General features: G+C 45.1%; 21 protein-coding genes. 9 read left to right on the top strand and 12 right to left on the bottom strand.

The annotated features are described in order from the left end of the window. Positions 1-282 precede the first annotated feature (282 nt). The 3 genes from ACED42_RS19555 to ACED42_RS19565 all read left to right on the top strand — a co-directional run bounded on the left by ACED42_RS19555 (position 283) and on the right by ACED42_RS19565 (position 1,449). Entirely contained in the window at positions 283-513 is a 231-nt protein-coding gene (locus tag ACED42_RS19555; RefSeq protein WP_017097638.1) for a hypothetical protein, read from the top strand. Positions 514-877: 364 nt separating this feature from the next. Then, positions 878-1,180 carry a hypothetical protein gene (locus tag ACED42_RS19560; RefSeq protein ID WP_241816776.1) on the top strand — a complete coding sequence of 101 codons (303 nt, stop codon included), beginning with the start codon at positions 878-880 and terminating at the stop codon, positions 1,178-1,180. Continuing rightward, positions 1,180-1,449, top strand: coding sequence for a hypothetical protein (locus ACED42_RS19565; protein WP_017097640.1), 270 nt, complete (start codon positions 1,180-1,182; stop codon positions 1,447-1,449). The genes ACED42_RS19560 and ACED42_RS19565 overlap by 1 nt, the downstream gene beginning before the upstream one ends. Before the next feature lie 172 nt (positions 1,450-1,621). On the opposite strand, the gene mpaA is transcribed toward ACED42_RS19565, so the two are convergent. Beyond that, positions 1,622-2,323: a murein tripeptide amidase MpaA gene (mpaA, locus tag ACED42_RS19570; RefSeq protein ID WP_371703839.1), complete on the bottom strand. Its 702-nt coding sequence runs from the start codon at positions 2,321-2,323 to the stop codon at positions 1,622-1,624. A gap of 182 nt (positions 2,324-2,505) precedes the next feature. Here mpaA and ACED42_RS19575 point away from each other — a divergent pair, with 182 nt between their 5' ends. Continuing rightward, a complete protein-coding gene (locus tag ACED42_RS19575; protein WP_371703828.1) occupies positions 2,506-4,131 on the top strand; it encodes an ABC transporter substrate-binding protein in 1,626 nt (541 codons plus the stop codon). A gap of 107 nt (positions 4,132-4,238) precedes the next feature. Here ACED42_RS19575 and ACED42_RS19580 read toward each other — a convergent pair whose 3' ends face one another. From ACED42_RS19580 to ACED42_RS19595, 4 genes are all read right to left on the bottom strand, one after another. Further along, positions 4,239-5,663, bottom strand: a complete 1,425-nt coding sequence (locus ACED42_RS19580) for a fructose-specific PTS transporter subunit EIIC (RefSeq protein ID WP_012601120.1) — start codon at positions 5,661-5,663, stop codon at positions 4,239-4,241. Positions 5,664-5,676: 13 nt separating this feature from the next. Further along, positions 5,677-6,117 carry a PTS sugar transporter subunit IIA gene (locus tag ACED42_RS19585; RefSeq protein ID WP_017103500.1) on the bottom strand — a complete coding sequence of 147 codons (441 nt, stop codon included), beginning with the start codon at positions 6,115-6,117 and terminating at the stop codon, positions 5,677-5,679. 276 nt (positions 6,118-6,393) lie between these two features. Then, the gene (gene manA, locus ACED42_RS19590; RefSeq protein WP_371703831.1) at positions 6,394-7,611 is read right to left on the bottom strand and encodes a mannose-6-phosphate isomerase, class I; all 1,218 of its coding nucleotides are present in this window, start codon (positions 7,609-7,611) and stop codon (positions 6,394-6,396) included. A gap of 91 nt (positions 7,612-7,702) precedes the next feature. After that, positions 7,703-9,607, bottom strand: coding sequence for a fructose-specific PTS transporter subunit EIIC (locus tag ACED42_RS19595; protein ID WP_135382586.1), 1,905 nt, complete (start codon positions 9,605-9,607; stop codon positions 7,703-7,705). 378 nt (positions 9,608-9,985) lie between these two features. Between ACED42_RS19595 and ACED42_RS19600 the strand changes: the two genes are divergently transcribed. Continuing rightward, positions 9,986-10,825 carry a helix-turn-helix transcriptional regulator gene (locus ACED42_RS19600; protein ID WP_009846231.1) on the top strand — a complete coding sequence of 280 codons (840 nt, stop codon included), beginning with the start codon at positions 9,986-9,988 and terminating at the stop codon, positions 10,823-10,825. 63 nt (positions 10,826-10,888) lie between these two features. On the opposite strand, the gene ACED42_RS19605 is transcribed toward ACED42_RS19600, so the two are convergent. Next, the gene (locus ACED42_RS19605; RefSeq protein WP_009846232.1) at positions 10,889-11,662 is read right to left on the bottom strand and encodes a PTS sugar transporter subunit IIA; all 774 of its coding nucleotides are present in this window, start codon (positions 11,660-11,662) and stop codon (positions 10,889-10,891) included. Positions 11,663-11,669: 7 nt separating this feature from the next. After that, positions 11,670-11,972, bottom strand: a complete 303-nt coding sequence (locus ACED42_RS19610) for a PTS fructose transporter subunit IIB (RefSeq protein WP_009846233.1) — start codon at positions 11,970-11,972, stop codon at positions 11,670-11,672. Positions 11,973-12,215: 243 nt separating this feature from the next. On the opposite strand from ACED42_RS19610, the gene ACED42_RS19615 reads away from it, so the two are divergent. Next, positions 12,216-14,081, top strand: a complete 1,866-nt coding sequence (locus tag ACED42_RS19615) for a fructose-specific PTS transporter subunit EIIC (RefSeq protein WP_135382585.1) — start codon at positions 12,216-12,218, stop codon at positions 14,079-14,081. A 117-nt stretch (positions 14,082-14,198) separates the two neighbouring features. On the opposite strand, the gene ACED42_RS19620 is transcribed toward ACED42_RS19615, so the two are convergent. Further along, positions 14,199-14,783, bottom strand: coding sequence for a TetR/AcrR family transcriptional regulator (locus ACED42_RS19620; RefSeq protein ID WP_135382584.1), 585 nt, complete (start codon positions 14,781-14,783; stop codon positions 14,199-14,201). Positions 14,784-14,910: 127 nt separating this feature from the next. After that, positions 14,911-15,084: a hypothetical protein gene (locus tag ACED42_RS19625; RefSeq protein ID WP_167851865.1), complete on the bottom strand. Its 174-nt coding sequence runs from the start codon at positions 15,082-15,084 to the stop codon at positions 14,911-14,913. A 424-nt stretch (positions 15,085-15,508) separates the two neighbouring features. Between ACED42_RS19625 and ACED42_RS19630 the strand changes: the two genes are divergently transcribed. Next, on the top strand, positions 15,509-17,488 hold the full coding sequence (locus ACED42_RS19630) for a methyl-accepting chemotaxis protein (protein WP_371703834.1): 1,980 nt from the start codon (positions 15,509-15,511) through the stop codon (positions 17,486-17,488). A 119-nt stretch (positions 17,489-17,607) separates the two neighbouring features. Here ACED42_RS19630 and ACED42_RS19635 read toward each other — a convergent pair whose 3' ends face one another. Further along, the gene (locus ACED42_RS19635) at positions 17,608-18,030 is read right to left on the bottom strand and encodes an organic hydroperoxide resistance protein (protein WP_012601111.1); all 423 of its coding nucleotides are present in this window, start codon (positions 18,028-18,030) and stop codon (positions 17,608-17,610) included. Between the two features lie 127 nt (positions 18,031-18,157). On the opposite strand from ACED42_RS19635, the gene ACED42_RS19640 reads away from it, so the two are divergent. Then, positions 18,158-18,595, top strand: a complete 438-nt coding sequence (locus ACED42_RS19640) for a MarR family winged helix-turn-helix transcriptional regulator (protein WP_198592423.1) — start codon at positions 18,158-18,160, stop codon at positions 18,593-18,595. Positions 18,596-18,747: 152 nt separating this feature from the next. Here the strand turns inward: ACED42_RS19640 and ACED42_RS19645 are convergent, their stop codons facing one another. Together ACED42_RS19645 and ACED42_RS19650 are read right to left on the bottom strand one after the other, a co-directional pair. Continuing rightward, entirely contained in the window at positions 18,748-19,911 is a 1,164-nt protein-coding gene (locus tag ACED42_RS19645) for an amino acid permease (protein ID WP_371703841.1), read from the bottom strand. Positions 19,912-20,162: 251 nt separating this feature from the next. Then, positions 20,163-21,593 carry a PLP-dependent aminotransferase family protein gene (locus ACED42_RS19650; protein WP_371703837.1) on the bottom strand — a complete coding sequence of 477 codons (1,431 nt, stop codon included), beginning with the start codon at positions 21,591-21,593 and terminating at the stop codon, positions 20,163-20,165. 122 nt (positions 21,594-21,715) lie between these two features. Between ACED42_RS19650 and ACED42_RS19655 the strand changes: the two genes are divergently transcribed. Then, the gene (locus ACED42_RS19655; protein ID WP_017097655.1) at positions 21,716-22,615 is read left to right on the top strand and encodes a DMT family transporter; all 900 of its coding nucleotides are present in this window, start codon (positions 21,716-21,718) and stop codon (positions 22,613-22,615) included. Positions 22,616-22,703 lie beyond the last annotated feature (88 nt).

Genomic DNA, 22,703 nt, shown 5'->3' on the forward strand with positions numbered 1-22,703 from the left:
AGAAATACGCGAAACGGGGTAGTTCTATCTTTAAATTTAATTACGCAACAAAGCCCACCGATAGACCAAGTTAATCAATCAGTACTTTGGTCTCTTATACGGAATTTTCCGTAGTTTGCCCCCATTACCATATGCCGATTCACATAACAGGGTAATACCAGTTGAGCTTCATAATATATGGCAGCAACATAGACGGAATGTAAAAAAGAAAAAATTCCGCCTATAAAGCGTTGGTTGCTTTGAGGTTGTGAAAACTACAGATGAATAATCGGGTTGGTTAAAATGTACGGTTCTGAGCAAACGAAAGCGTTCTGTTGCAATTGCAAAGAGATCACCCTCCACAAATATGAAAGCTTCTCGCAACCAAAAAAATCCAGTGCGTCGAAATCAGCAGGTTTTTTCTCAGGCTTTTTTGCATCAGTTGCCAGTGCATTGATGGAGGGCGAAGCTACAGGTGACTATAAGTGCACAGTTTGTGGCACTAATCTTCATACACCAGACAACATGAATTAGTCCTGATAATCGGTACTGAGCTACGAAATGTAAAGTTTCGCAACTAACAAGCGTTTATGGTTTCAAGATATTAATTCTAATCTATATCGAGCGCGTTAGCTCTTAAGCTCTAACGCGTTTCTGTCCAGAACCGATACAGTCAGCACTTTCAAACACGAAAGTACCCCAAAGTTTCTCAGCTCCGCCAAATCGACATCCTTGAATGATCTAGAATAAACCTAATTAATCTAATCCATGTGCTTTAGAAATTATGCGTAGGTTTTCCAATGAGGTTGAAGCTAGAGCTGCTTTTTTTATGCTTGCCTTCTCCCCTTTTTGTTGTACTTTGATTATCAATAACTCGTTTATTAAACAGGGAAGAGATATGAGTGAATCATTTTTTCAAAAAAAGGCTTTTAGTCCAGTATGTGTTGGGGCATCTTTTGCTGATACATTTCCCCCATTTCCTGACGGAACAATATTTATTAATCTTAAAAAGGAAAAAAGCCGATGGTTAATTGTAGATGATGGAGAACTGCAATCTTTCGATGGAAAATTATCGAAAAAACCAATGGAGGCTATTCAGTTTCTGAATAAATTAAGTACCGAAGGAAAAGGATGGGCGACTTGCAAAGATATTGAAGTCATCTTCACTAGTGTGGAAAAAATTAGGATTACGGAGATCTAATGTTGTTTCGATTTATCTTTTTTTTATTGCCTTTGTTGTTGGCTGGCTGTGTTCTCACTCCAAAATCTGCTGAAAATATGACTACCGCCAAGCTATGTTCAGAGGCTGCTTATGACGCGAATAGAGACGTTGCGTTTGCAGAGTTAGAGCGTCGAGGTGTAACTTTTAGTAATAATGAGCAATGCAAGATCATTTATGTTACTAAAATGCAATCATTTTCAGGGCAACAGCAAGCTGGTGCAATGCTCTTACTTGGCTCTCAATTATGATGATTATTTGTCTAACTTAACGTCACTTAATGCGCCCAAAAAAATTTATCTTTCGGGCTAACGCAAGTAGACTGTTCGTCATAGCTCATTTTACATTATCTATACTGATTTATGATTTGCTAATTTAGCGAAGTCACTGGTTCGTTCTTGTCCAAAAATGAGTTAGCAATCTTTAAACAACCCCCTCATACCCCAACACCGCCAAAAATGCATCCAAATACTGCTCTATAGTCAAATCCGCAGAAACGGGCGGCAGCTCTACGGTAATACACGGTAGGTTTCTTTCTTGGCACCATGTGCCGAATGAGCCTGGGGTTTCGTAATCAACGTCTTCGACGAGTGGTAGGTTGAACTGCTTGCCTAGCCAAGTGGCGAGTTCTGATTGAGTTGGGTCGTCGACCATGGCGAGTGGTTCGTGGAAAGAGATGACGAATTTAGGCTTACGCTGTTCGATGAGGTTGATGAGCGATTGCACTTCCGGTTCAAGCAGATTGGCTTGTCCCGTTTTAACTTTTACATCTCTGACTGGGGTGTGAGAACTCCAGCGATAGACGGTGCCGTTTTCTGTCCAGTTTTGAGTCGGAAAGGCGCGGTTTAAATCGACTTGGTTAGCGTTGGCGCGAGTGCCTAGTTGATTGCCGTCTGGGTTCATCGATAAGATCACATCGTGTCGCAAGTTGGCGGCAGGTAAGCTTCTTAGCGCGCAAGATAAACCCGCGATAGATGCGGTTTCATCACCGTGTGTGCCCGCTAAGATCAGCCCGCGAGATTCGCTTTCGATTTGCGCGGGGAAATAGAGCAAAGGTGCACCCAACACCGATTTTCCATATGACAGCGGCTTTATCGAAAACGCAGCTCTTTCCGTTCTTGGAATTAAACTCACCTTAATCTCCTGATTGATCAAGTACTATCAAGTATTCACTATTGGCTATATTAATCATTAACTAAGTCCATTAGATGAACCCCTTTAAATAAACCATAGCGTCAAAACTCGTCAACCGTCGCATTGTTAATTTTATTACTTGCTTCAAAGATAGGCTAGGAGAGCAAACAAACATGGATTTTAAAAAACATTCAACGGCTTTACTCATTTCATCTTTATTGACCCCTTTTATCTCAGTGACTGCCGTTGCTGAAACCTTACCTGCTGGTGTTTCACTGGCAAAAGACCAACATTTGGTGCGAGCCAATGATGCAGAAGCTGCGACACTCGATCCGGCAAAGGCAGAAGGCTTGCCTGAAATGCACATTCTACGTGACCTGTTTGAAGGTTTAGTGATCCAAGATCGCGATGGCAACATCACTCCAGGTGTCGCGGAATCTTGGGAAACCGAAGACAACCAGACGTTTGTATTCCACTTGCGTAAAGATGCGCAATGGTCGAATGGCGATCCGGTGACAGCCGATGATTTCGTGTATGCGATAAGACGCGCGGTTGACCCGAAACTCGCTTCGCCAAATGTGTGGTATCTCAAGCTTACTCAAATCAACAACATCGCTGATGTAGCTGAAGGTAAGAAGCCCGTTGAAGAGCTCGGTATCACGGCTGTTGATAAGCATACGGTGAAATTCGAACTCGATAGCCAAGTGCCATACTTTGTGGCGATGACAGGCCATACTTCAATGATGCCCGTTCACAAGGCAACGCTAGAAAACAGCGATAAGCCGTGGAGCGATCCGAAGCAGTTTGTTGGCAATGGTGCGTTTGTTTTAGGCGAGTGGGTGGTTAACGAGCGCATTGAACTGGAGAAGAACCCTAATTATTGGGACAGTTCAGATACGCACTTAACCCAAGTGACTTACATTCCGTTTGAGAACCAGAATGCGTCGATTAATCGCTATGCGGTGGGCGAGGTCGATATTACGTCTGATGTGCCGACACACATGGCGCAGCAGCTAAAAATGAAATATCAAGACGCGTATACAGCGGTACCTTTATTGTGTACATACTATTACGCGTTCAATACCACGCGCCCTCCGTTTGATGATGCGCGAGTGCGTAAAGCGGTGTCTTATTCCATGATGCGTAATGTGATTACTAATGGCGTGACTCAAGTAGGTAACTTACCGGCTTATACCTTTGCTCATGAATACACGGCGGGTTTTGATGCCACTCAACCTGAGTACAGTACATGGATTCAAAGGGAGCGTGACCAAAAGGCGAAAGAGTTGCTGAAAGAAGCCGGGTACGATGCTTCTAACCCGTTAGATTTTAAATTGCTTTACAACACCAGTGAATCGAATAAGTCGATTGCGGTGGCGATTGCATCCATGCTGAAAAGTAACCTAGGCGCGCAAGTTGAGTTGGAAAACCAAGAGTGGAAGTCTTACTTAGTATCACGTCGCCAAGGTGATTTTGATGTGATGCGAGCATCTTGGTGTGGTGATTACAATGAAGCGTCGACCTTCTTAAGCCTTCTGCGTTCTGAATCTTCAGGCAACTTTGCTCGTTACAACAACGAAAAGTACGACTCAGCAATGGATAGCGCATTGGCTGCAACTAATGAGCAAGAACGCCAAGGTTTCTATGACCAAGCGGAGCAGTTACTGGCTGAAGACATGCCGATCGCGCCAATCTACTACTACATGCAAGCTCGCCTAGTGCGACCAAGTGTCGGTGGCTTTGCGAAGAATAACGTTGAAGGCCGAATCTATTCTAAGGATCTTTATATCAAGCAGTAAAAAGCTTTGAACATTATATAAATATAAAATCCCCATTCGCTGACAAGGCGAATGGGGATTTTAGTTACTAGGGGGTAGTAATTTTATCTTCTAACTTGTTTCAGGTTTTAAATAGCCACCATGTCCGCGGCTTTCTTCATCGCTTCTTTCGTTGAACACTCAATCACGTTCGCGTTAGCAAAGCGGTGAGCGTCTTTCACTTGAATATCGTGAGCCAAGATAACTAGCTTCGCGTTCGCTACATCTAGGTCGGTGATGCGGTTCTGAATACCGTTTTGACCTTGAGTTTCTACCTTAATCTTAAGGCCTGCTGCTAAGCCTGCTTTTTCCAGTGCTTTCGCTGCCATGAAGGTGTGTGCAACACCAGAAGGGCAACATGTTACGGCTACGATGTCGTACTCGCCTTCGCCTGCTACAGGCGCTGTTTGAGCTTGTACTGGCGCTTCAACCATGTCTTCTTCGGTTTCAACCGCTACAGGTTTCCAAAAACCAACGATAACCGCTGTTGTTAGTGAACCTAGCGCAATACCGACGACGTACATTGGAATGTTGCTTGATACTGGCGCAGTGATTAGGCCGCCCCACGGTGCGTGCAGTAGAACGTCTGTCATGAAGCCGAATACACAGCCCACGATACCACCGGCAACGATTGAAGGAAGTACACGCATTGGGTCGTTTGCTGCGAATGGGATAGCACCTTCCGAGATACCGATAGAACCCATGATTGCTGCTGCTTTGCCTGCTTCTTGCTCTTGTTTAGAGAACTTGTTTTTGAATAGGAAAGTCGCCAGTGCCATGCCTAGAGGTGGTGTACAAATCGCGATGCCTACGCCGCCCATTAGCCAAGGTTGCGTGTCTACTTGAGTTTGAGCAAATAGCGTTGCTACTTTGTTGATAGGGCCGCCCATATCAAACGCGGTCATACCGCCAAGGATTGTGCCCAGAACCATCTTAGACGCGCCAGCCATTGAAGCTAGGAACTCGTTCATTGAAGACATGAACAGTTTGATTGGCTCACCAATGCCCCACAGTACGATGCCGGCAGAGATTAACGTGCCTAGAAGCGGATAGATGAAGTAAGCACCTAGCGCGGTCATGTTGGTAGAAAGTGGGATTTTCTTAAGCTGGAACACCACGCCACCGGCGATAAAGCCAGCCACGATACAACCAAGGAAGCCGCCGCCCATGTCAGCCATGATGCCAGAAGAGATCATCGCAGGTGCCAGTGCCGGTTTATCTGCAATTGAGTAACCAATAAAGCCGCCAAGAATGATTGGGAAAAGAACAAGGCCTTTGATACCGATATTAGAGATGTCTGCTAGCAGGCCGTCTGCAGGTACAGCACCTTTGCCTGATGCCATTACCGCTAAAGCCAATAGAACACCACCGGCTACGATGAAAGGCAGCATGTGTGAGGTTCCGAAAAGCAGGTGGCCTTTCATGGTGCTAAGGATTTTTTTAAAGTCGCTACTACTGTTTTTGTTATTAGAGTTACTACTGGTATTCGTAGCTTGAGTTGTTAGGGTGCTCATGATTTTCTACGCCTTATGAATTAATTAAAATATTAAGGATTTGTTGTTCGTCTTTTGCGTTATGTATATCTTGAATAAATTCATCGCTGAATTTTCCAAACAGTTCTTGTAGTACATAAATATGATGATCAGCACCGTTGTCGGGTGAGGCAATCATAAAAAACACGGTTGGGTTAATGCCGTCTTCATCGCCATACTCAATGCCTTTGCGCTTAACACCGACAGCGATTGCCGGCTCAGTGACAGCCTTGCTTTTTGAGTGTGGGTAAGCGATGCCGTCCATAGAAGTGATGCTTTGAGATTCACGAATTTCGATGTCTGCCAAGAAGGCTTCTTTATTACTGATTCGGTTGTTTTCAAATAACATGCCTGCCAATTCTTCAAACAGTTCTTTTTTATTATTCGCTTGAAGGTTGTTATTAATTAAGTTGACGTTGGTTAGCTGTGTGATCATTTATTAACTCATTCACTATTGAAGTTCTTGAATTAAAATTAATGGATTAACCCGATTCGCGAAATAGCAAATAAAAGCCCTTCACTGTACATTTGTATCCAGCAAAATTAAGTGTGATTTGCATCATTAATGCAGTGTGAGATGGGTCATATTTGATGGCATCTTGATTATGTTTTTGACACGCTAATAAGCTTCGTCAGAAACAAAAATGCCCCGCAAAGCAGGGCATGATCAGTGTTTGTATTTACTCGGGAGAGCTAGATTTACTTTGTAGAGCTAGCTGTAAGCTCGCGCGACACGTCCAACGCAATCGAGTTTGTAGCTCTCTGCGTAAGCCGGAATGAACACCGACTGGCCTTTCTCTATCACGCAGGTTTCGCCACATTGGTGAGTGAGTACCATAGATTCGTCAAGCGGCAATAGGATCTCGGCACCTTCGGTAGTGATCTGTCGCTGATTTGAGTTTTGCACGATAGAGAACTTAAAATCTTCGACCGGAATTTGGTATTCCATCACATCACCTTGCTCTATCGGGCTGAGCAGTAATCTATCCGCAGGCTTTTCATTAAATCGAGTACAAGAAACCAGTTCGTTCACGTCCATGTACTTAGGCGTTAACCCGGCACGCAGCACATTGTCTGAGTTCGCCATGATCTCTAAGCCTGTACCCTTGATGTAAGCATGGGGAGTCTCAGCGTCTAGATACATGGCTTGCCCCGGCTTTAGGGTAATCACGTTCAATAACAGCGGAGCAAACAGGCCGACATCACCTGGGTATTGATCTTCCAGTTCTGAAATCAATTGGAATACACGTTTATCAGAAAGCTTGGCCTTCATGATCAACATGGTAAGCGCCATGCCTTTTTGCTCACCTTCCAGAGACAACAAGCTTGCAAAGAAGCAGGCTAAGCCATTCGGTGTTTGGTCGCCCTCGAGATCGTTGACCATCGAATGCAACTCAGGAATATCGAGGTAGTGGAAGTGCTCAAGGATCTCGTTGATAGACCTGAAACCGTTCATTGCGGTGTAGTCGGTTAATGCATACACCAGTTCTGGCTTGTGATTAGGATCCTTGTAGTTACGGTTACCCGCTGTCATTGGAATGCCTTGTTGCTCTTCTAGTGCATATCCAGATTCCGCTTGTTGCTTGTTCGGGTGTACTTGAACAGACAGCGCTTTCTCTGCTGCTAACACCTTAAACAGATACGGAAGTTCACCAAAACGGCTCGCGACTTTCTCACTTAGAAACAGGTTTAGGTTCTTAGAAATCAAGCTAGACAATGTGGTCTGCTGCCCGTTGTCGTTCACCATTGAGCAGCCATTCGGGTGAGCGCCCATCCAGATCTCCGCTTGTGGCTCACCTGATTGGTTATCAATACCAAACAGGTGGCTAAACGAAGAAGGGCTACCCCATGCGTAGTTTTGAATCACGTTAGTCATAGGGTAGAAAAAGCGTTGTACGAACGAGTCGTTCGCTAAAGAAAAATCAGACATCGAAATCACCATGAAGGGAAACATGGCTTGAGCTCTACTCGACTTATTGAAATGCGAGTAGAAGGCCTCAAGCCATTGGAGTTGAAATGGCTTAAGCCGCTGCTGTTGTTAACTTGGCTTTACGTAGATTTTTAAGCGCGATACAAGTAACCGCAGTTACGCCCGCGCCAGATGCCATGCACAGCAGTGCTAGCATTGGGTAGTTCATAGCGCCAAGTAGAGCGACTACTGGACCACCGTGCGCAACGCTGTTGGTGATACCAAATGAGAACGCCATAACAGCCGCTGTCATTGAGCCAAGTACGTTGGCAGGGATAACCGACATTGGATCTTGAGCTGCGAAAGGAATCGCACCTTCAGAGATACCCACTAAGCCCATCGCGCCTGCTGCTTTACCTGCTTCAATTTCAGAAGATTCGAACAGGTCGAACTTGCGGCCAAGTCTGGTTGCGATGGCCATACCCAGTGGAGCCACAGGAATTGCACACGCCATCGCACCCATGAATTGAGTTTGACCGCTGGCAATCATGCCGACTGAGAATAGGAACGCTACTTTGTTGAATGGGCCGCCCATATCGAAACCAGCCATACCACCCAGTACGATGCCAAGCAGAACCACGTTGCCTGTACTCATGCTCGTTAGTAGTGCAGTAAGAGCATCCATCAGCCCAGCGATTGGCGCGCCGATAACAAAGATGAACAGACCCGCGATGAATAGAGAACCAGTGATCGGAGCGATCATGATAGGCACAAGCGGTTGAACGAACTTGTGGTAGTTGAACGAGGTGATCCATTTAACGAAGTAACCCACCAATAGACCGGCAATGATTGCGCCGATGAAGCCTGTGCCTGCGTCAGCGCCGTAGAAAGAGCCGTTGTTAGCAATCCAACCACCGATAAGGCCAGGGGTTAGGGCTGGGCGGTCAGCAATCGCGTAAGCAATGTAGCCAGCCAAGATTGGGATCATCAATGTGAAGGCAACCACACCGACTTCTAGAATTTGGTTCCACATGCTGCCAGCAGGAATCGCCATGCCAGACTCGCTTGGCTCACCGCCAATGGCTAGTGCTAGGGCAATCAATAGGCCGCCAGTGACTACGAATGGGATCATGTGTGATACGCCATTCATCAGGTAACGATAAAGGTCTGAACGCGCTTGTGAGGCTTTTTCTGCAACAGATTGGTTGGTAGGTGCTTGTTCAGCTTGGTAGCTAGGTGCGTTGAGTGCTTGCTTAATCAAGCCTTGCGCGTCTTTGATTGGCGCTTTCACGTTGGTGCTGATAACGCGTTTTCCGGCAAAGCGAGCCATGTCGACCTGTTTGTCACAAGCGACGACAATCGCGTCTGCGCGTTCGATCTCTTCTTGAGTTGGGCTGTTTTTAACGCCTATCGAGCCGTTGGTTTCGACCTTGATGTCGTAGCCAAGAGCCGCTGCGCCTTTCTCTAGCGCTTCAGCTGCCAAATAAGTGTGTGCAACGCCTGCTGGGCAGCCAGTGACACCAATGATGAAGCCTTGTTTCTCAACGTTGGTTTCAGTTTCTGATGGCTCAGGTTTGGTAAGCAGTAGTTCTAATGCTTCTTGTTCAGATTGAGCATTCATGAAGCTTTCGATAAAGCCTTCTTCAATCAGTTTTGAAGAAAGCTCTGCCAATACTTCGATGTGGTGATCATCGCCGCCATCTGGAGACGCGATCATGAAGAAGAGTTTTGATGGCTGACCGTCATCGGCGCCGTACTCGATACCCTGCTTGTGGACGCCGATAACAACTGCAGGTTTGATCACCGCGCTGCTTTTCGCATGTGGCAGGGCAATGCCCTCTTCAAACCCTGTATTACCTTGTTCTTCACGCGCCTTAATGTCGGCAAGAAACTGTGCTTTGTCTGAGATTCTGCCTTGTGCGTACAGCACGTCTATCAGCTCTTTAAATACGTCTTCTTTTGAATTAGCGCTAAGCGAAAGCTTAATCAAATCTTGATTGATCAATGTCGTGATCATAATGAACCCCTACTCTGTTTTTATTTTGTTAGGGGTATTCTGGAATCTACGGCTTACCTTCTGTAGTGAAGAAAAAACGCATTTACTGGATGATTGTTGCGTTATAAGTGGAGTGTGATTTTGATCAGTCGAGTGGCTGTTTTAAGGGCGGTGTTGACAGAGTTTAAGATGTGTTGAGGCTTTTATTTATAAGGGATGCAGCGAATTTGTTTATTAGAGCAGGAACGTTCTAGGTCAGTTTCGTTACTGGAAATTTATTTCCGTGACTGGATTTTTGTAGCCTAGATCTCAAATTGTGATTTTGCTCAATAGCGCTATGTTTCACTAAGGGGTATATCTATTCCCGTAGCCTTATTGCTGCCCATTAGAGTTCGAATAATGATATTTCATGACTTAATCTCGTCTGTATTAAATGAGCGAGAACCGTTTCATAACATCTGGTTTGCTGGAGATTTTCACACGCCTTCAGCATGCAGTTATCAGGTGAACTTTCCACGTTTAGAGCTGGTGCTAGACGGAGAGTATATTAATGAAATGGAGAGTCATGATCGCAAAATAACCAACGTTATCGCCAAAGCCGGAGACGCGATTTTCATCCCACCGAACTGCTGGAATAAGCCGAATTGGGATACTGATTGCTCTGTGCTGAGCATGTTGTTTGGGCGTCGTCAGCTTGGTTTAAGCTTGGTGAGTAAGCGCAAAGGCGAGGAGAGCTTTTACGATATTCAAAAGCACAGTATTCAGACTCGTTCTGGGTTTGCGATTGATAACATTTTGGAGGCGCTCAGCTCGTTAGCGAGAGAGAGTAACAAGCAGCCGATGGATGAGTTATTGCTGCAAGCTCTACTGCAATACAGTAAAACCATGCTGGAAGCGCCCGTCGAAAAATCTCATAGCCGAGTACAGGATGTGTATCAGGGGATTTGTATCTACATTCAAGAAAACTTCCACCGCCAGATCACCCGAGACAGCATTGCCTCACGCTTTAGTATTTCATCCAATCACTTGTCGCGAATGTTCCGTCAACAAGGCCACATGACGTTGGCAGAATACATCACCCGAGTCCGTGTCGACCGCGCCAAATTCATGCTCAAGAAGTACAATTTCAAGCTCAATGAAGTGGCATTACGTTGCGGCTTTAAGGATGTGAACTACTTCTGTCGAGTATTTAAGAATCGCACCGGTAGAACGCCGACTGAATATCGTGGTTCTATTTAGTTAAGCCGTCTTTTTAAGTCGGAGCGTATTTTGTTGTTGAGCCGTCTTTTGGAGTGAGTAGCCTTACAGCAGGCGAGATGAGATATACATCAGCAAGGCTTGTAAATCGACACTGCTTCGAGTCTTTTGCAAACGCTCGTTGACCTGATCGTGAAGTAGGTTTCTAGTTAGGTTGGTAGCCGCCACAATGTGTTCACGTTGCGGCTTGGTTGGCAGTACTAAAGCGATAGCTACGTGTACTTGGCCAATTTGAGATGCCCAGTCAATCGGGTTGTCACTGACGATGACCGCGATCGAGAGATCTTGAGTAGATTCAAACATCACATGGGGCAGTGCGATACCTGGTGACACGCAGGTTGAAGAGCGTTCTTCTCGCTTAATGAAAGCCAAAATCAGCTCATCTGGGTCTTCTGGATAAACGAGGTGAGCGAGCCCTTTCAAGCACTCAAATTTTGTCAGTTGAGTTTGCGCTTTAGCGTGGTGCCACTTGATGTCACAAGGCGGGCATATCTGCGGCATACGCTGGATTAAATCGTTAGAGAACTCATGATTCACTTGTGAGCCAACCATGTCGTAATGCTCAGCAATCACGTCTTTTATTACAAAACATGCGAGTTCAGCATCAATACCTACTGCGGTGATCTGGCATAAATCGCCACGAAGTAAACCCACTTGTAACATCGCGACAGATTTGGAGAGATCAGCGGTTCGATTTTGAGTGATGTTGATAATGCGGATGTTGCTTTTGAACTTCTTCGCTAAACGAGTCAACGGCTGCGCGACGTGTGAGTTCGCGGCAGGATCGTCAACGAAGAAGGTGATCTGATATTCATTCATGAAAGGTTTAAGTTCGACAATGCTTGATAAAGACTTTATCGACACTCAATAACACCTCTTCCATGGGAATGAAGACGGTTTTCGCGGGGTCAAATCGGCTTGGTTGTTCGATGTCGATATCAGAGACGATCAACACTTTGTCTGCGAGGGTAATATCCTGGCCTGTCAGTAAGTTTTCAATACCCATAGCGCCTTGCGTTTCAACCTTGATTGAAACATTGAATTTTGGGGCTGTTTTATTTAGTGCATCAGCTGCCATATAGGTGTGCGCAATGCCTGTAGGGCACGCAGTTACCGCTACAATTCTCATTATTATTCTCGGTGTGCTTAGATCGACAGTTTACTTGGATCGATGGGACTATCTGAATCTAGGAAGTTTATGGATTCCCGTTTTTAATTCAAAGGTGAACGTCACACTCTTGCTTCTTGGTTACAATTATCCAGTTAATGCACCTTTCGTCCTATATATCGAGCGGCCTTGCCTCGTTAGTCTTTTCATATTATTAACCTCTTTATCTCATTTACTTAAATTGGTACTCGGACGAGGCAGCACATGGACATCACTGACATTATAGAGCCGGAGATTATCTGTCTGGATTTAAAGGCAGACTCAAAACAGGCGGTATTTGAAGAGCTTGTCGAACTGCTTGACCGTGCGGGCAAGCTCTCCAATAAAAGTGAATTCCTTGATGATATCTGGAAGCGTGAGGCCATCGGCAATACGGGCTTTGATGATGGTATTGCGATTCCACACGCGAAAAGCACTGCTGTAGCTAAACCTGCTGTGGCGGTAGGTATTAGCCGAACGGGTATCGATTATGGCGCAGACGGCGGCGAACTGTCGGATGTGTTTTTTATGCTCGCGTCGCCAGACAATAGCGATGATCATCATATTGAGGTTCTGGCTCAGATCTCAACTCGATTGATCGAAGATGGTTTTGTTACAAAATTAAAGGCGGTAGAGTCGGTCGAGGAAGCTCAAGAGCTGTTTCTCGAAGCGAATTCTGAATCTTTCGATAGCTACGCTTCTAGTCATCATGAAGTTTACAGCGAACCATTAAGCCCTTGGGCACAATCTCTTAATCGTCTTAAAGAACACTTGTTGTACGGCACGTCACACATGATCCCATTCGTGGTCGCGGGTGGGGTACTTTTGTCTTTGTCGGTAATGATGTCTGGTCATGGCGCTGTGCCTGAGAGCGGTGTTCTGGCTGACATCGCACAAATGGGTATCGCGGGGCTAACCCTGTTTACCGCTGTGCTCGGTGGTTACATTGCATATTCAATGGCCGACAAACCGGGCTTAGCTCCGGGCATGATTGGTTCTTGGCTCGCAGTGAATCAGTACAGTACCGGTTTCCTTGGTGCCATTGTGGTCGGATTCTTCGCTGGCTTTGTGGTGAATCTACTTAAGAAGATCAAACTCCCTGACAGTATGATCTCGCTGAGTTCGATCTTCATCTATCCATTAGTCGGCACCTTTGTAACCTGTGGGGCGGTGATGTGGGTGATTGGCTCTCCTATCGCGTATGTGATGCTTGAGATGAACCAAATGCTGACTGGCATGGCAGGCTCAGGAAAAGTGGTGCTAGGCAGTATTTTAGGGGCGATGACGGCCTTTGATATGGGCGGCCCAATCAACAAAGTGGCGACGCTGTTTGCTCAAACGCAGGTGAACACTCAACCTTGGCTGATGGGGGGCGTCGGTATTGCCATTTGTACCCCACCATTAGGTATGGCGCTTGCCACTTTCATATCACCTAAGAAATTCAAACGAGACGAACGTGAAGCCGGAAAAGCAGCGGGTATTATGGGCATGATCGGCATCAGTGAAGGTGCGATTCCTTTTGCTGCCGCCGACCCTGCACGTGTTCTGCCCGCTGTTGTTGCTGGTGGCATTGTCGGTAACGTGGTTGGCTTTATGTTCCATGTCATCAACCATGCACCATGGGGCGGCTGGATTGTATTGCCAGTGGTTGATGGCAAGATTGGCTATATCGTCGGCACACTAGCAGGTGCTCTAACGACGGCTCTGATTGTGATACTGCTGAAAAAGAACGTGGTCGAAGGCGAAGCAAGTTCTAATCAGTTTACGGGTGGCTCGGTAACGGAAGAAGGGCAAGCGGATGTATTGGCGATCACTTCTTGTCCATCTGGTGTTGCTCATACGTTTCTTGCGGCTAGGTCTTTGGAAAAGGCGGCTCATCATCTTGGGGTTCGGATTAAAGTCGAAACGCAGGGTGCCAACGGAATCGGCAATCGCATCACACAAAAAGATATTGAACGGGCGAGGTTGGTGATTTTTGCTCATGATGTGGCAATTAAAGAGATCGAACGCTTTGCGAACGTGAAAACCTTAGATGTCAGCACTAAGGAAGCGATGCTTAATGCGCAGGCGTTGATTATGAGAAAGGTATAACCGTTAAACTATAAGTTAATCATCTATAAAGTTAACTAGATCAAAACTAAAAAGACTCCGCTCTAGCCTTTAGCTAACAGTGGAGTCTTTTTGTATGGCTACAGATAAGTTCAGCTCTTAAAAAGGGTGGTACTTGAAGATGTCTTCAACCATTGAGTTGAGTAGTTCTATGTCATCGCAGGTTTTTGCATAAGTGCGTAGCCCTGCAATTTGAACCTGAACGTGGCGAGCAAGTTGAGTAGGTTCGCGTTCTTTGCTGATCTCACCAAGTTCTTGCGCTTCGGCAATCAGTTTGGCGAACTCGCCTTCCATGATTTTGAGTGATTTCTTGGCTTCTTCTAATAATTCAGCGTGCTCATCCGTCAGTTCAGCTACTGTTTTAGCCAGCATACACATGCCGTTAGGCGCGCTTTTTTTCGATTCGACAACGGCACGTTTTACGAAGTTTTCTAGTGCTTTGATTGGAGAGTCGGTTTCGCTGCGAAAGCGGTTCAAATTGTGAATGCCGAGTTCGGTATAGCGAGCCAATGTCTCTTTAAACAAGCCTTCTTTGCTGCCAAAAGCCGCATAAATACTGCCGGGACGCATATCAATCACGTCCTGTAGATTGCGCATAGAAGTTGCGTGAAAGCCCTTTTCCCAATACAGGTTAGTCGCTTTATCTACTACGTCTTGTCTATCGAACTTCGCTGTCTTGGCCATAACATCTACTTCATTAATCTGAACATATGTTCAATATTTTAAGATGAACACTCGTTCTAGTAAAGGAGTGTCTGGTTACTCTGGCAATCTCGCAAAGATCGATAGCATTAATCGGTAATAAAAAACTCTAATCATCAACAACTTCGACGGTTTTATGTTGTGCGCCGTAATAGGTACCTTCATCGATGGTGTACATCAGCGTTTCTTCGCACTCTGGGCAATCGAATTCTTCATTCGGTTCTATTGCTTCCTCTTCAACCCATTCCCAACCGATTTGCTCTTCGCAAGCGGGACAATCCATAAAATATCTCTCAGTTATTGTCACATATTTGCTGCGAGCTGCTACTTAATAAGCTCGGCAGTATACATATTTGAGACTGAATATATAGATGATCATGAGTGAACAGCTTGGTAAGGGTTACACAGTGAGTGCTGATCTACCACTTTATGATTATGCAAGGTGTGTCAATTTTTAGTCACTGCGTCAGAGAATTGTTGTTACACGTATTTTTCGTCTGGTTAAGTCAGATAGTTAACAGTTTTATTCATAAATCAATGAATTTTATAAGGTTAAATGTTAACGTCCTCTGCGCTGAATTGTGTGGTTAGGTCATGGTTTACATGGGTCAGCTTGAATAATTATAGAGTCACAATTAAGGCGCACCCGTTAGAAGGAAGCCAAATTCGATGACTGAGAAGATTTGTTAGTTGTTAGGGAAATAATAATGAATTTAACCGATATGTCATTTAAGCAAAAAATCATCGCTTTGCTTATCTTACCGATCTTAGGGTTTTTATGGCTTAGTGTTTCTGCCATTTCAAAAGGCGTAGAAACCACCAGTGAAATGTCGTCATTAAACCAACTTACGCGTTTGTCGGTTGTGTACAGTGAGTTGGTGCACGAGTTACAGAAAGAGCGTGGTATGACCGCTGGTTTTATCGGGTCACAGGGAAACAAGTTTGGCAGCGAGCTAAAAGCACAAAGAATTAACGCAGACAGCAAACGCAATCAAAGAACCGAGTACTGGCAGTCTGAAGAAATCGGCTTATCGCAGATCACGCGTCTGAATACTGAAATCAACCAAAGCCTCAACCAAATTACTTCGATTCGCAATAGAGTGGATTCTCAATCAATTCCGCTTTCTGAAGCATTAGGTTACTACACCAAACTTAATGCTAAGTTATTGAGTGTATCTGCATTAATTGCTGAGCTAAGTACTGATGTCACCATCACGACAGAAACCATCGCCTACTATAACTTTCTACAAGGCAAAGAGCGTGCGGGTATCGAACGTGCGGTTCTCAACAACACCTTTTCTAAAAATGAATTTGGCCCGGGTATGCTGGTTAAATTCATCTCTTTGGTAACCGAGCAAAATACATATTTTGCGAACTTTGAAGTTTTTGGTAACCCAGATAACGTTGATTTCTTTAAACAACAACTGAATGATCGCTCGGTGGCTGAAGTGGAAAAACTTCGTGATGTGGCTGAATCGAAAATGAGTGGTTTTGATGTCGATCCTGTTTATTGGTTTGCTCAATCGACGGCACGAATTGTTCAGCTGAAGAAGACTGAAAATCAGTTAGCAGAGTCTCTTATTACACTGACGGATCAGAAAACTCAGCAAGCTCAATCAGCAATGATGGGCAGCATTGTGATGTTTGTTGTGATCACTTTGTTCGCAACTTTTGTTAGCTTCAAAGCCATTACTGATTTAACGACTCGAGTTAAAGATCTAACGCGAGTGCTTTCTAAAGTCCGAAATGACAATGACTTAACCGTTCGTGCGACTTACGAAGGTAATAGTGAGCTGGGTCAAATCTCATCGTCGCTTAATGAAACATTAGAGAAGTTTTCTCAAGTTATCGATAACCTATCTCAATCTAGCCTGACACTTGCTTCAGCAGCAGAAGAGACGGCGCAAACTTGCCAATACAACTCAAGCACCTTAGTTGAACAGCAAGACCAGATTGGCTTGATTGCGACAGCAACAGAAGAGCTATCAGCGACGGTGAATGAAGTCGCGACTAAAACACAGCAAACGGCAAGCTCAGCGAAGATCGCTGATGAACAATCACAGCAAGGTTTAAGCACGGTTCAACAATCTTATGAGTCGATAGAAACCTTGGCTTCTGAGATTAACGGCCTCGCTGAAAAAATCACTCATCTACACGAAAGCAGCAACAATATTAACAGTGTGATTGATGTGATTAAATCAGTTGCCGAACAAACCAATTTGTTAGCGTTAAATGCAGCGATTGAAGCCGCTCGAGCTGGTGAACAAGGTCGTGGTTTTGCTGTCGTAGCCGATGAAGTTCGTACTTTGGCTCAGCGTACGCAACAGTCCACTTCGGAAATTGAAGGCTTCATTAACTCGCTACAATCTGACGTGCAAACAGCGTTCAATGTGATTGATAACAGCAAGAAGATGTCTTCAAGAGCGGTTGAAGACTCACGAGGAGTAGAACAGACCCTGCAAGATATTTCAGGGGCTGTGAGCGAAATATTCAGCATGGCAGAGCAGATCGCAACCGCAACTGAAGAGCAAGCAGTAGTGACTCAAGATATTGCTCAGAACGTTGTCGCGGTAGAGCAGAAGTCGACAGAATCTACGACAGGCGCAACGCAAATTGCTGCAACAGCGAAAGAGCAGGCTGAGTTGGCAACATCGCTGAAAGAGCTCTCGAATACGTTTAAGAGTTAGCAACTCAGAGCTAGAAGCTTTCTATCTCATATAAAAAATGTCCCGCCTAGTGCGGGACATTTTTTTAGCGGGGTACTTTTTCTTTTTATTTTTATTTTTTTTGGGGGGGGATGAAGCGGCTAAAGCGCTTGTCCGTTAACCGACAATTTCACGTCAATGTTGCCACGAACCGCGTTTGAGTAAGGGCAAACTTGGTGCGCCGTTTTCACAAGCGTCACAGCTTGTTCTTGCTCTAGATCCAGTTCAATCGATAGAGCAACAGTTAAAGCAAAGCCACCGTTTTCATTTGGTCCAATACCGACTGTTGCAGTCGTTGGCGCCGATGCGATTTTGATTTTCATCTCTTTAGCTACATGAAGTAGAGCATTTGAGAAACACGCAGAGTAGCCCGCAGCAAACAGTTGCTCAGGGTTGGTCGCTTCACCTGTTCCGCCCATCTCTTTAGGGTAGCTCAACGCTACTGAAAGCAGATTGTCATCAGTAGAAACTTGGCCGTTACGACCTGCAGTAGCTGTAGCAGAAGTTGTGTAGAGTGTTGTCATTGTCTTAGTCCTTATTTGAATTGTGTAAAATTAGATTGTGCGCAACTTAATTTTAAAGCTAGCTTAATTGATAAAATTCGAGCGCGCAAGTATATTGTGCACAATTTAATTTATTGGTGAGGTGATCATGAGCGACCAAGATGACTATCTAAAACTGGATAATCAGGTGTGTTTTGCGCTGTATAGTGCATCGAATGCAATGAGTAGAGCGTATCAACCTTTACTGAAAGCGCTTGACCTTACTTACTTGCAGTACATTGTGATGATGGTGCTGTGGGAAGAAAAAGAGATAAATGTCAAAGCCCTAGGCGCAAAAACGCATTTGGATTCAGGTACGTTGACGCCTTTACTCAAGCGTTTGGAAACGAAAGGTTACGTGCTTAGAACTCGCAGTGCTGAAGATGAACGAGTTCGAGTTATTACACTGACGCCTGCAGGGGTAGAGCTAAAAGAGCAAGCGCAGACTGTGCCAGTAGAAATGCTTTGTCTCTCTCAGATGAATGAAGATGAGCTTAAATCACTCAAAGCACAGTGTGAGCAATTGCTTGGCAATTTGACCAAGTAAGCACTTTTAGTTTTTGGCTATGGTAATCAGAAAATAAGAAAGCCCGTTAGCCCTACTGTTAATTAGTTGCGATCGCTAATTCGAGTAAGACTAACGGGCTTTTTGTATCTGCTGTCGTTTAAATGGCAGCAGATAGTGTATTCAATTGGGATTTATCCCATAAACCAAGATACGAAAATCAACGCACCAAAACCGAATGTTGCCATCAGTGCCGTATCGCCACCGGCTGCTGTGTAGCTGCCTTCGGTTTGTAGGTGAGGGAAGTCAGGCCTACGAACTTTAACTACCATTGCGAGTGGTCCCCAGATAGCTAGGAACACCAACACCATGCCTGCATAGTCCAGCATGCTCACGAACTGGCTTGCGAACAGCTCTGCTAATACCAAAGGCAATACAAAGGTCAGAGCATAAGCTAGTGCTTTGTTGTTGGTGACTGCGTCTTTGTTTTGGTCATACAGCGCCATGGATACACCAAGGAAAGAGGTCACCAGTGCCAGCGCTGAGAACAGCGCAATCACGACTTTTAACCAAGCAGATTGTCCGCTAAACGCAGAGATCAGTTCTGAAATGTTGTGGAACTGGCTGATCGCGTCTGTGCCAAGGTTACCGATAATCGCGAACAACCAAGTGAGGTAGCACACTAGCGGAATCACTGAACCTAACAGAATCATATTGCGGATCTGCTTTTGAGTCGCTTCGCGGTTGTAGATAACCAGTGACGGGATCACCACCATAGAGGCAAAACTGGTAAAGATAACCGCGCTGTACTGCACCACGTCATTGGCCGTGTATTGGCTAGTTTGAGTTAGGTAATCTAGACGGATATTGCTAAACAGAGAGGCAATTACAATAAACAGCATCACCACCATCATGATGAATAGACCACGGTTTAATTTATCGATATAAGACTTACCCGCGACTACAATCACACCCATCAATAAGCTGAAAACGGTATAAGCAGCGGATGCAGAGATGTCTACGCCGACGTCGAGCAGTAGCTTATGAATGATGTCGCCAACACCCAAGATATAGGCGATCAGCATGCATACCAGCAGCAGATAAAAGAGTGCATCGATAAAGTGTTTACCTTTGCTGCCCAGAGTGAGGTAAGCAACACTGCTCATGCCACTGTTGTCTTTCGTTTTGGTACACGCTTCTGCCAGTAGGAGTGCAGAGTAGGTGGTGCCGATAAAGATGAGTAGCATCAGCACTGAGCTGATCATGAAGCCAAACTGGGCCAACACCATGGGAATAGCAAGCATGCCAGCCCCTAATGCAGTTCCTGAAAGGATTAGGGAACTGCCGAATAATTTCATATTCAAAAAAACAACCTCTAGCGATCCAATTAATTTTTGTTTGGATTGTAAATAATTGTTTCCAAGACTAACAAAATACTCAGTAAAGTTAGGGGTTAAATCCTAATTATTTTTGAATTTTTCTAAAAAACTTACAAAGGTATTTCGGAGTATTATCTGTGATCGCTTGACGCATTTTCTTGGTGATTGTATTGGTTGTTTTAGTTAACGTTTATTCATTGTTGAATGATCTAGCAGTCAGAAATATTCGATTAGAAAGAAGTATGTTTGGCGATTATTTTCGCTAGTGTCACAACCCCTTCTTTCCACTCTTTACTCTCTTCGATGTTCGCTACCGTGAAGCGCAAGCAGTGTTTATATTGATCGTTTGTCCCAAATACTGTGCCAGGTAATATTCCCAATTTGTGCTTTAAACAATCTTGGTAGACGGCATAACTATCGACCGACTCTGGCAACGTTATCCAGTTTAAAAAAGAGCCTTCCGGTTTTGATAGGTGGTATTGCCCGACAAGGTGAGGATAGCTATCTAGTGCTTGTATTAACAGGCTTTGAAATTGCTTTTGATTGGTTTGGTAGAGCCGCTTCATTTTGGATAAGTGGCTGCGATATTTACCGGTAGTGAGAAATTGACCCACCGCGGATTGCATTAAATTGGAGCTGCCCATGTTGTCGCATAAAAGGTACTTTTCGACCAAAGGTTGGTAGCGCCCCGACAGTAACCAGCCAATACGCAAGCGAGAATCTAAGGTCTTGGACAAAGAGTTGACGTAAATGACTCGATCTTGGTCATCAAGCTCTTTGAGGCTGGCAATGGGTGTGTCGAATGCCAAGCTACCGAACACATCGTCTTCGATAATCGGTAAAGATCCGGTGATTTCCAGTAATGCTTTTCGGTTCGCCAATGGCATCCGTGAACCGGTTGGATTGGTAAAGTTTGGCGTTAGTAGCAAGGTTTTCACTTCCCATTTGTCCAACGCACTCTGTAGTGAAGGAATGTCGATTCCGTGGCTGACGCTGCTTGGTATTTCAAGGGCTTGCAAGCCAAGTGATTCAAGTAAAAGTAGATTACCGAAATAACAGGGCGACTCGACCGCCACGATGTCGCCGGGCTTGGTGAGCGCACGTAAAGCCAAACTGATAGCCTGTTGAGCACCATGAGTAATCGCAATCTCTTTCGATCCCGCAGGTACACCTAGATCATGGGTGATCTTTAACAACTGCTTTACTAATTGCTCATCGCCGGGAGGTAATTGGTAATAACCGGGAAGTTGAGTTTGCAAACGGCTATGGCGACCGATTTCGGCATACAAGCTACGAATGGCAGGGTTATTAATGTTCGGGTGTGCAGAACCAGCAAGCAGTTTCAAGCGACCTTTCGGACGGGAGAGTACAGATTTGGTGACCGACAACAGATCGACTTTTTGAGGCTGGCTCGGTGCATCCCAGATGGTGGTGTTCGGTGCTTTCACACGATAGCCTGATTTAGGCACAGAATAAACCCAGCCTGTCGCTTCCAGTTCTTGGTAGGCGCGAATCACGGTGTTTTTGCTCACTCCGAGTTGTTCGCTGAGTTGACGAATGGAAGGCAAGCGGTCGTCTGGGTGAAAGAGCCCTTTATCGATCTGAGCCTTAATGTGTTGTTCTATCGCGAGATATTTATTGCCGCTGAGTTCTGCTTCCACGTTTCCCCCTTGTAACTCACACTTAATCTGTAACCATTTAAAGTGTTATATCTGTATCTTTATTAGTTATCTGTACCCAACTAAGGTAACAGCATTGATGAAGAGTTGACCAGAGGTTTGTAATGCTGATTAAAATGATTCCGTTTGTGTTTGTATTATTGTGGTCGTCAGGCTTTGTTGGCGCTCGTCTTGGTGTTGAATACGCTGAACCAGCAACGTTACTTTCACTTAGGATGGTAGCCAACGTGGCGCTATTCTTGGTTTTGATTGCAATCCTTAAGCGTCGTATTCCTCGTGGTCGAGCATTTTTTCACGCTTGTGTGGTGGGCATTTTGATTCATGGCTTCTACCTTGGTGGCACTTATCTCGCGATCGATATGGGTATGCCCGCCGGGTTGAGTTCTCTGCTTGTTGGCTTACAACCGATTCTGACGGCATTGATAATGATCAGCTGTACCTCGCAGCGTTTTAACTTCGCACAATGGCTAGGCTTAGCCCTTGGTTTCGCGGGTATTAGCTTGGTGCTAATGGGCAATATTGAGTGGCAGTCAGACGACCAAAAAGGTTTGGCAACGTTATTATGTTTGGTTTCTTTGGTGGGTATTACGGTCGGTACTTTGTATCAGAAGCGCTTTTGCCAGGGTACAGATATGGTCGGTGGCGCGATGGTGCAGTACTTGGCAGCAGCAGCATTGTTCTTACCTTTTGCAATGCGTTACGAAACTATGCAGGTGAACTGGACTATCGAGTTCACGTTAACTCTGGCTTGGCTAGTGATTGTTCTATCGTGCATTGCTATTCTATTGCTGCTTTACATGGTAGAGCATGGCGCTTCTTCAAGTGTGGCATCGGTGTTTTACCTCGTTCCACCCACAACTGCCATTCAAGCGTGGCTCATTTTTGGAGAGTCATTCGACATTTATGGCGCAATAGGCTTCGCGTTGTCAGCGACCGCTGTTTATCTGGTGGTGAAAAAGCCTGAGTTGATTAAGTTCCGTAGACGAACAGCATTAGAGAGGTAATGTGTCTACCAAAATTACACCAATCGTAGTAACTAACTGGTCACCCTAGCTTGTTAAAAATCTCGATAACTTCGTTAGAATTTTTGAT

The organism is Vibrio sp. FF145 (genome assembly GCF_041439075.1).
Taxonomy (GTDB): Bacteria; Pseudomonadota; Gammaproteobacteria; order Enterobacterales; family Vibrionaceae; genus Vibrio; species Vibrio tasmaniensis_A.

Coding starts and splice junctions, on each gene's coding strand:
- ACED42_RS19555 (WP_017097638.1), top strand. CDS start 283: ATGTACGGTTCTGAGCAAACGAAAGCGTTCTGTTGCAATTGCAAAGAG.
- ACED42_RS19560 (WP_241816776.1), top strand. CDS start 878: ATGAGTGAATCATTTTTTCAAAAAAAGGCTTTTAGTCCAGTATGTGTT.
- ACED42_RS19565 (WP_017097640.1), top strand. CDS start 1,180: ATGTTGTTTCGATTTATCTTTTTTTTATTGCCTTTGTTGTTGGCTGGC.
- ACED42_RS19575 (WP_371703828.1), top strand. CDS start 2,506: ATGGATTTTAAAAAACATTCAACGGCTTTACTCATTTCATCTTTATTG.
- ACED42_RS19580 (WP_012601120.1), bottom strand. CDS start 5,663: ATGAGCACCCTAACAACTCAAGCTACGAATACCAGTAGTAACTCTAAT.
- ACED42_RS19585 (WP_017103500.1), bottom strand. CDS start 6,117: ATGATCACACAGCTAACCAACGTCAACTTAATTAATAACAACCTTCAA.
- manA (WP_371703831.1), bottom strand. CDS start 7,611: ATGTCTGATTTTTCTTTAGCGAACGACTCGTTCGTACAACGCTTTTTC.
- ACED42_RS19595 (WP_135382586.1), bottom strand. CDS start 9,607: ATGATCACGACATTGATCAATCAAGATTTGATTAAGCTTTCGCTTAGC.
- ACED42_RS19600 (WP_009846231.1), top strand. CDS start 9,986: ATGATATTTCATGACTTAATCTCGTCTGTATTAAATGAGCGAGAACCG.
- ACED42_RS19605 (WP_009846232.1), bottom strand. CDS start 11,662: ATGAATGAATATCAGATCACCTTCTTCGTTGACGATCCTGCCGCGAAC.
- ACED42_RS19610 (WP_009846233.1), bottom strand. CDS start 11,972: ATGAGAATTGTAGCGGTAACTGCGTGCCCTACAGGCATTGCGCACACC.
- ACED42_RS19615 (WP_135382585.1), top strand. CDS start 12,216: ATGGACATCACTGACATTATAGAGCCGGAGATTATCTGTCTGGATTTA.
- ACED42_RS19620 (WP_135382584.1), bottom strand. CDS start 14,783: ATGGCCAAGACAGCGAAGTTCGATAGACAAGACGTAGTAGATAAAGCG.
- ACED42_RS19625 (WP_167851865.1), bottom strand. CDS start 15,084: ATGGATTGTCCCGCTTGCGAAGAGCAAATCGGTTGGGAATGGGTTGAA.
- ACED42_RS19630 (WP_371703834.1), top strand. CDS start 15,509: ATGAATTTAACCGATATGTCATTTAAGCAAAAAATCATCGCTTTGCTT.
- ACED42_RS19635 (WP_012601111.1), bottom strand. CDS start 18,030: ATGACAACACTCTACACAACTTCTGCTACAGCTACTGCAGGTCGTAAC.
- ACED42_RS19640 (WP_198592423.1), top strand. CDS start 18,158: ATGAGCGACCAAGATGACTATCTAAAACTGGATAATCAGGTGTGTTTT.
- ACED42_RS19645 (WP_371703841.1), bottom strand. CDS start 19,911: ATGAAATTATTCGGCAGTTCCCTAATCCTTTCAGGAACTGCATTAGGG.
- ACED42_RS19655 (WP_017097655.1), top strand. CDS start 21,716: ATGCTGATTAAAATGATTCCGTTTGTGTTTGTATTATTGTGGTCGTCA.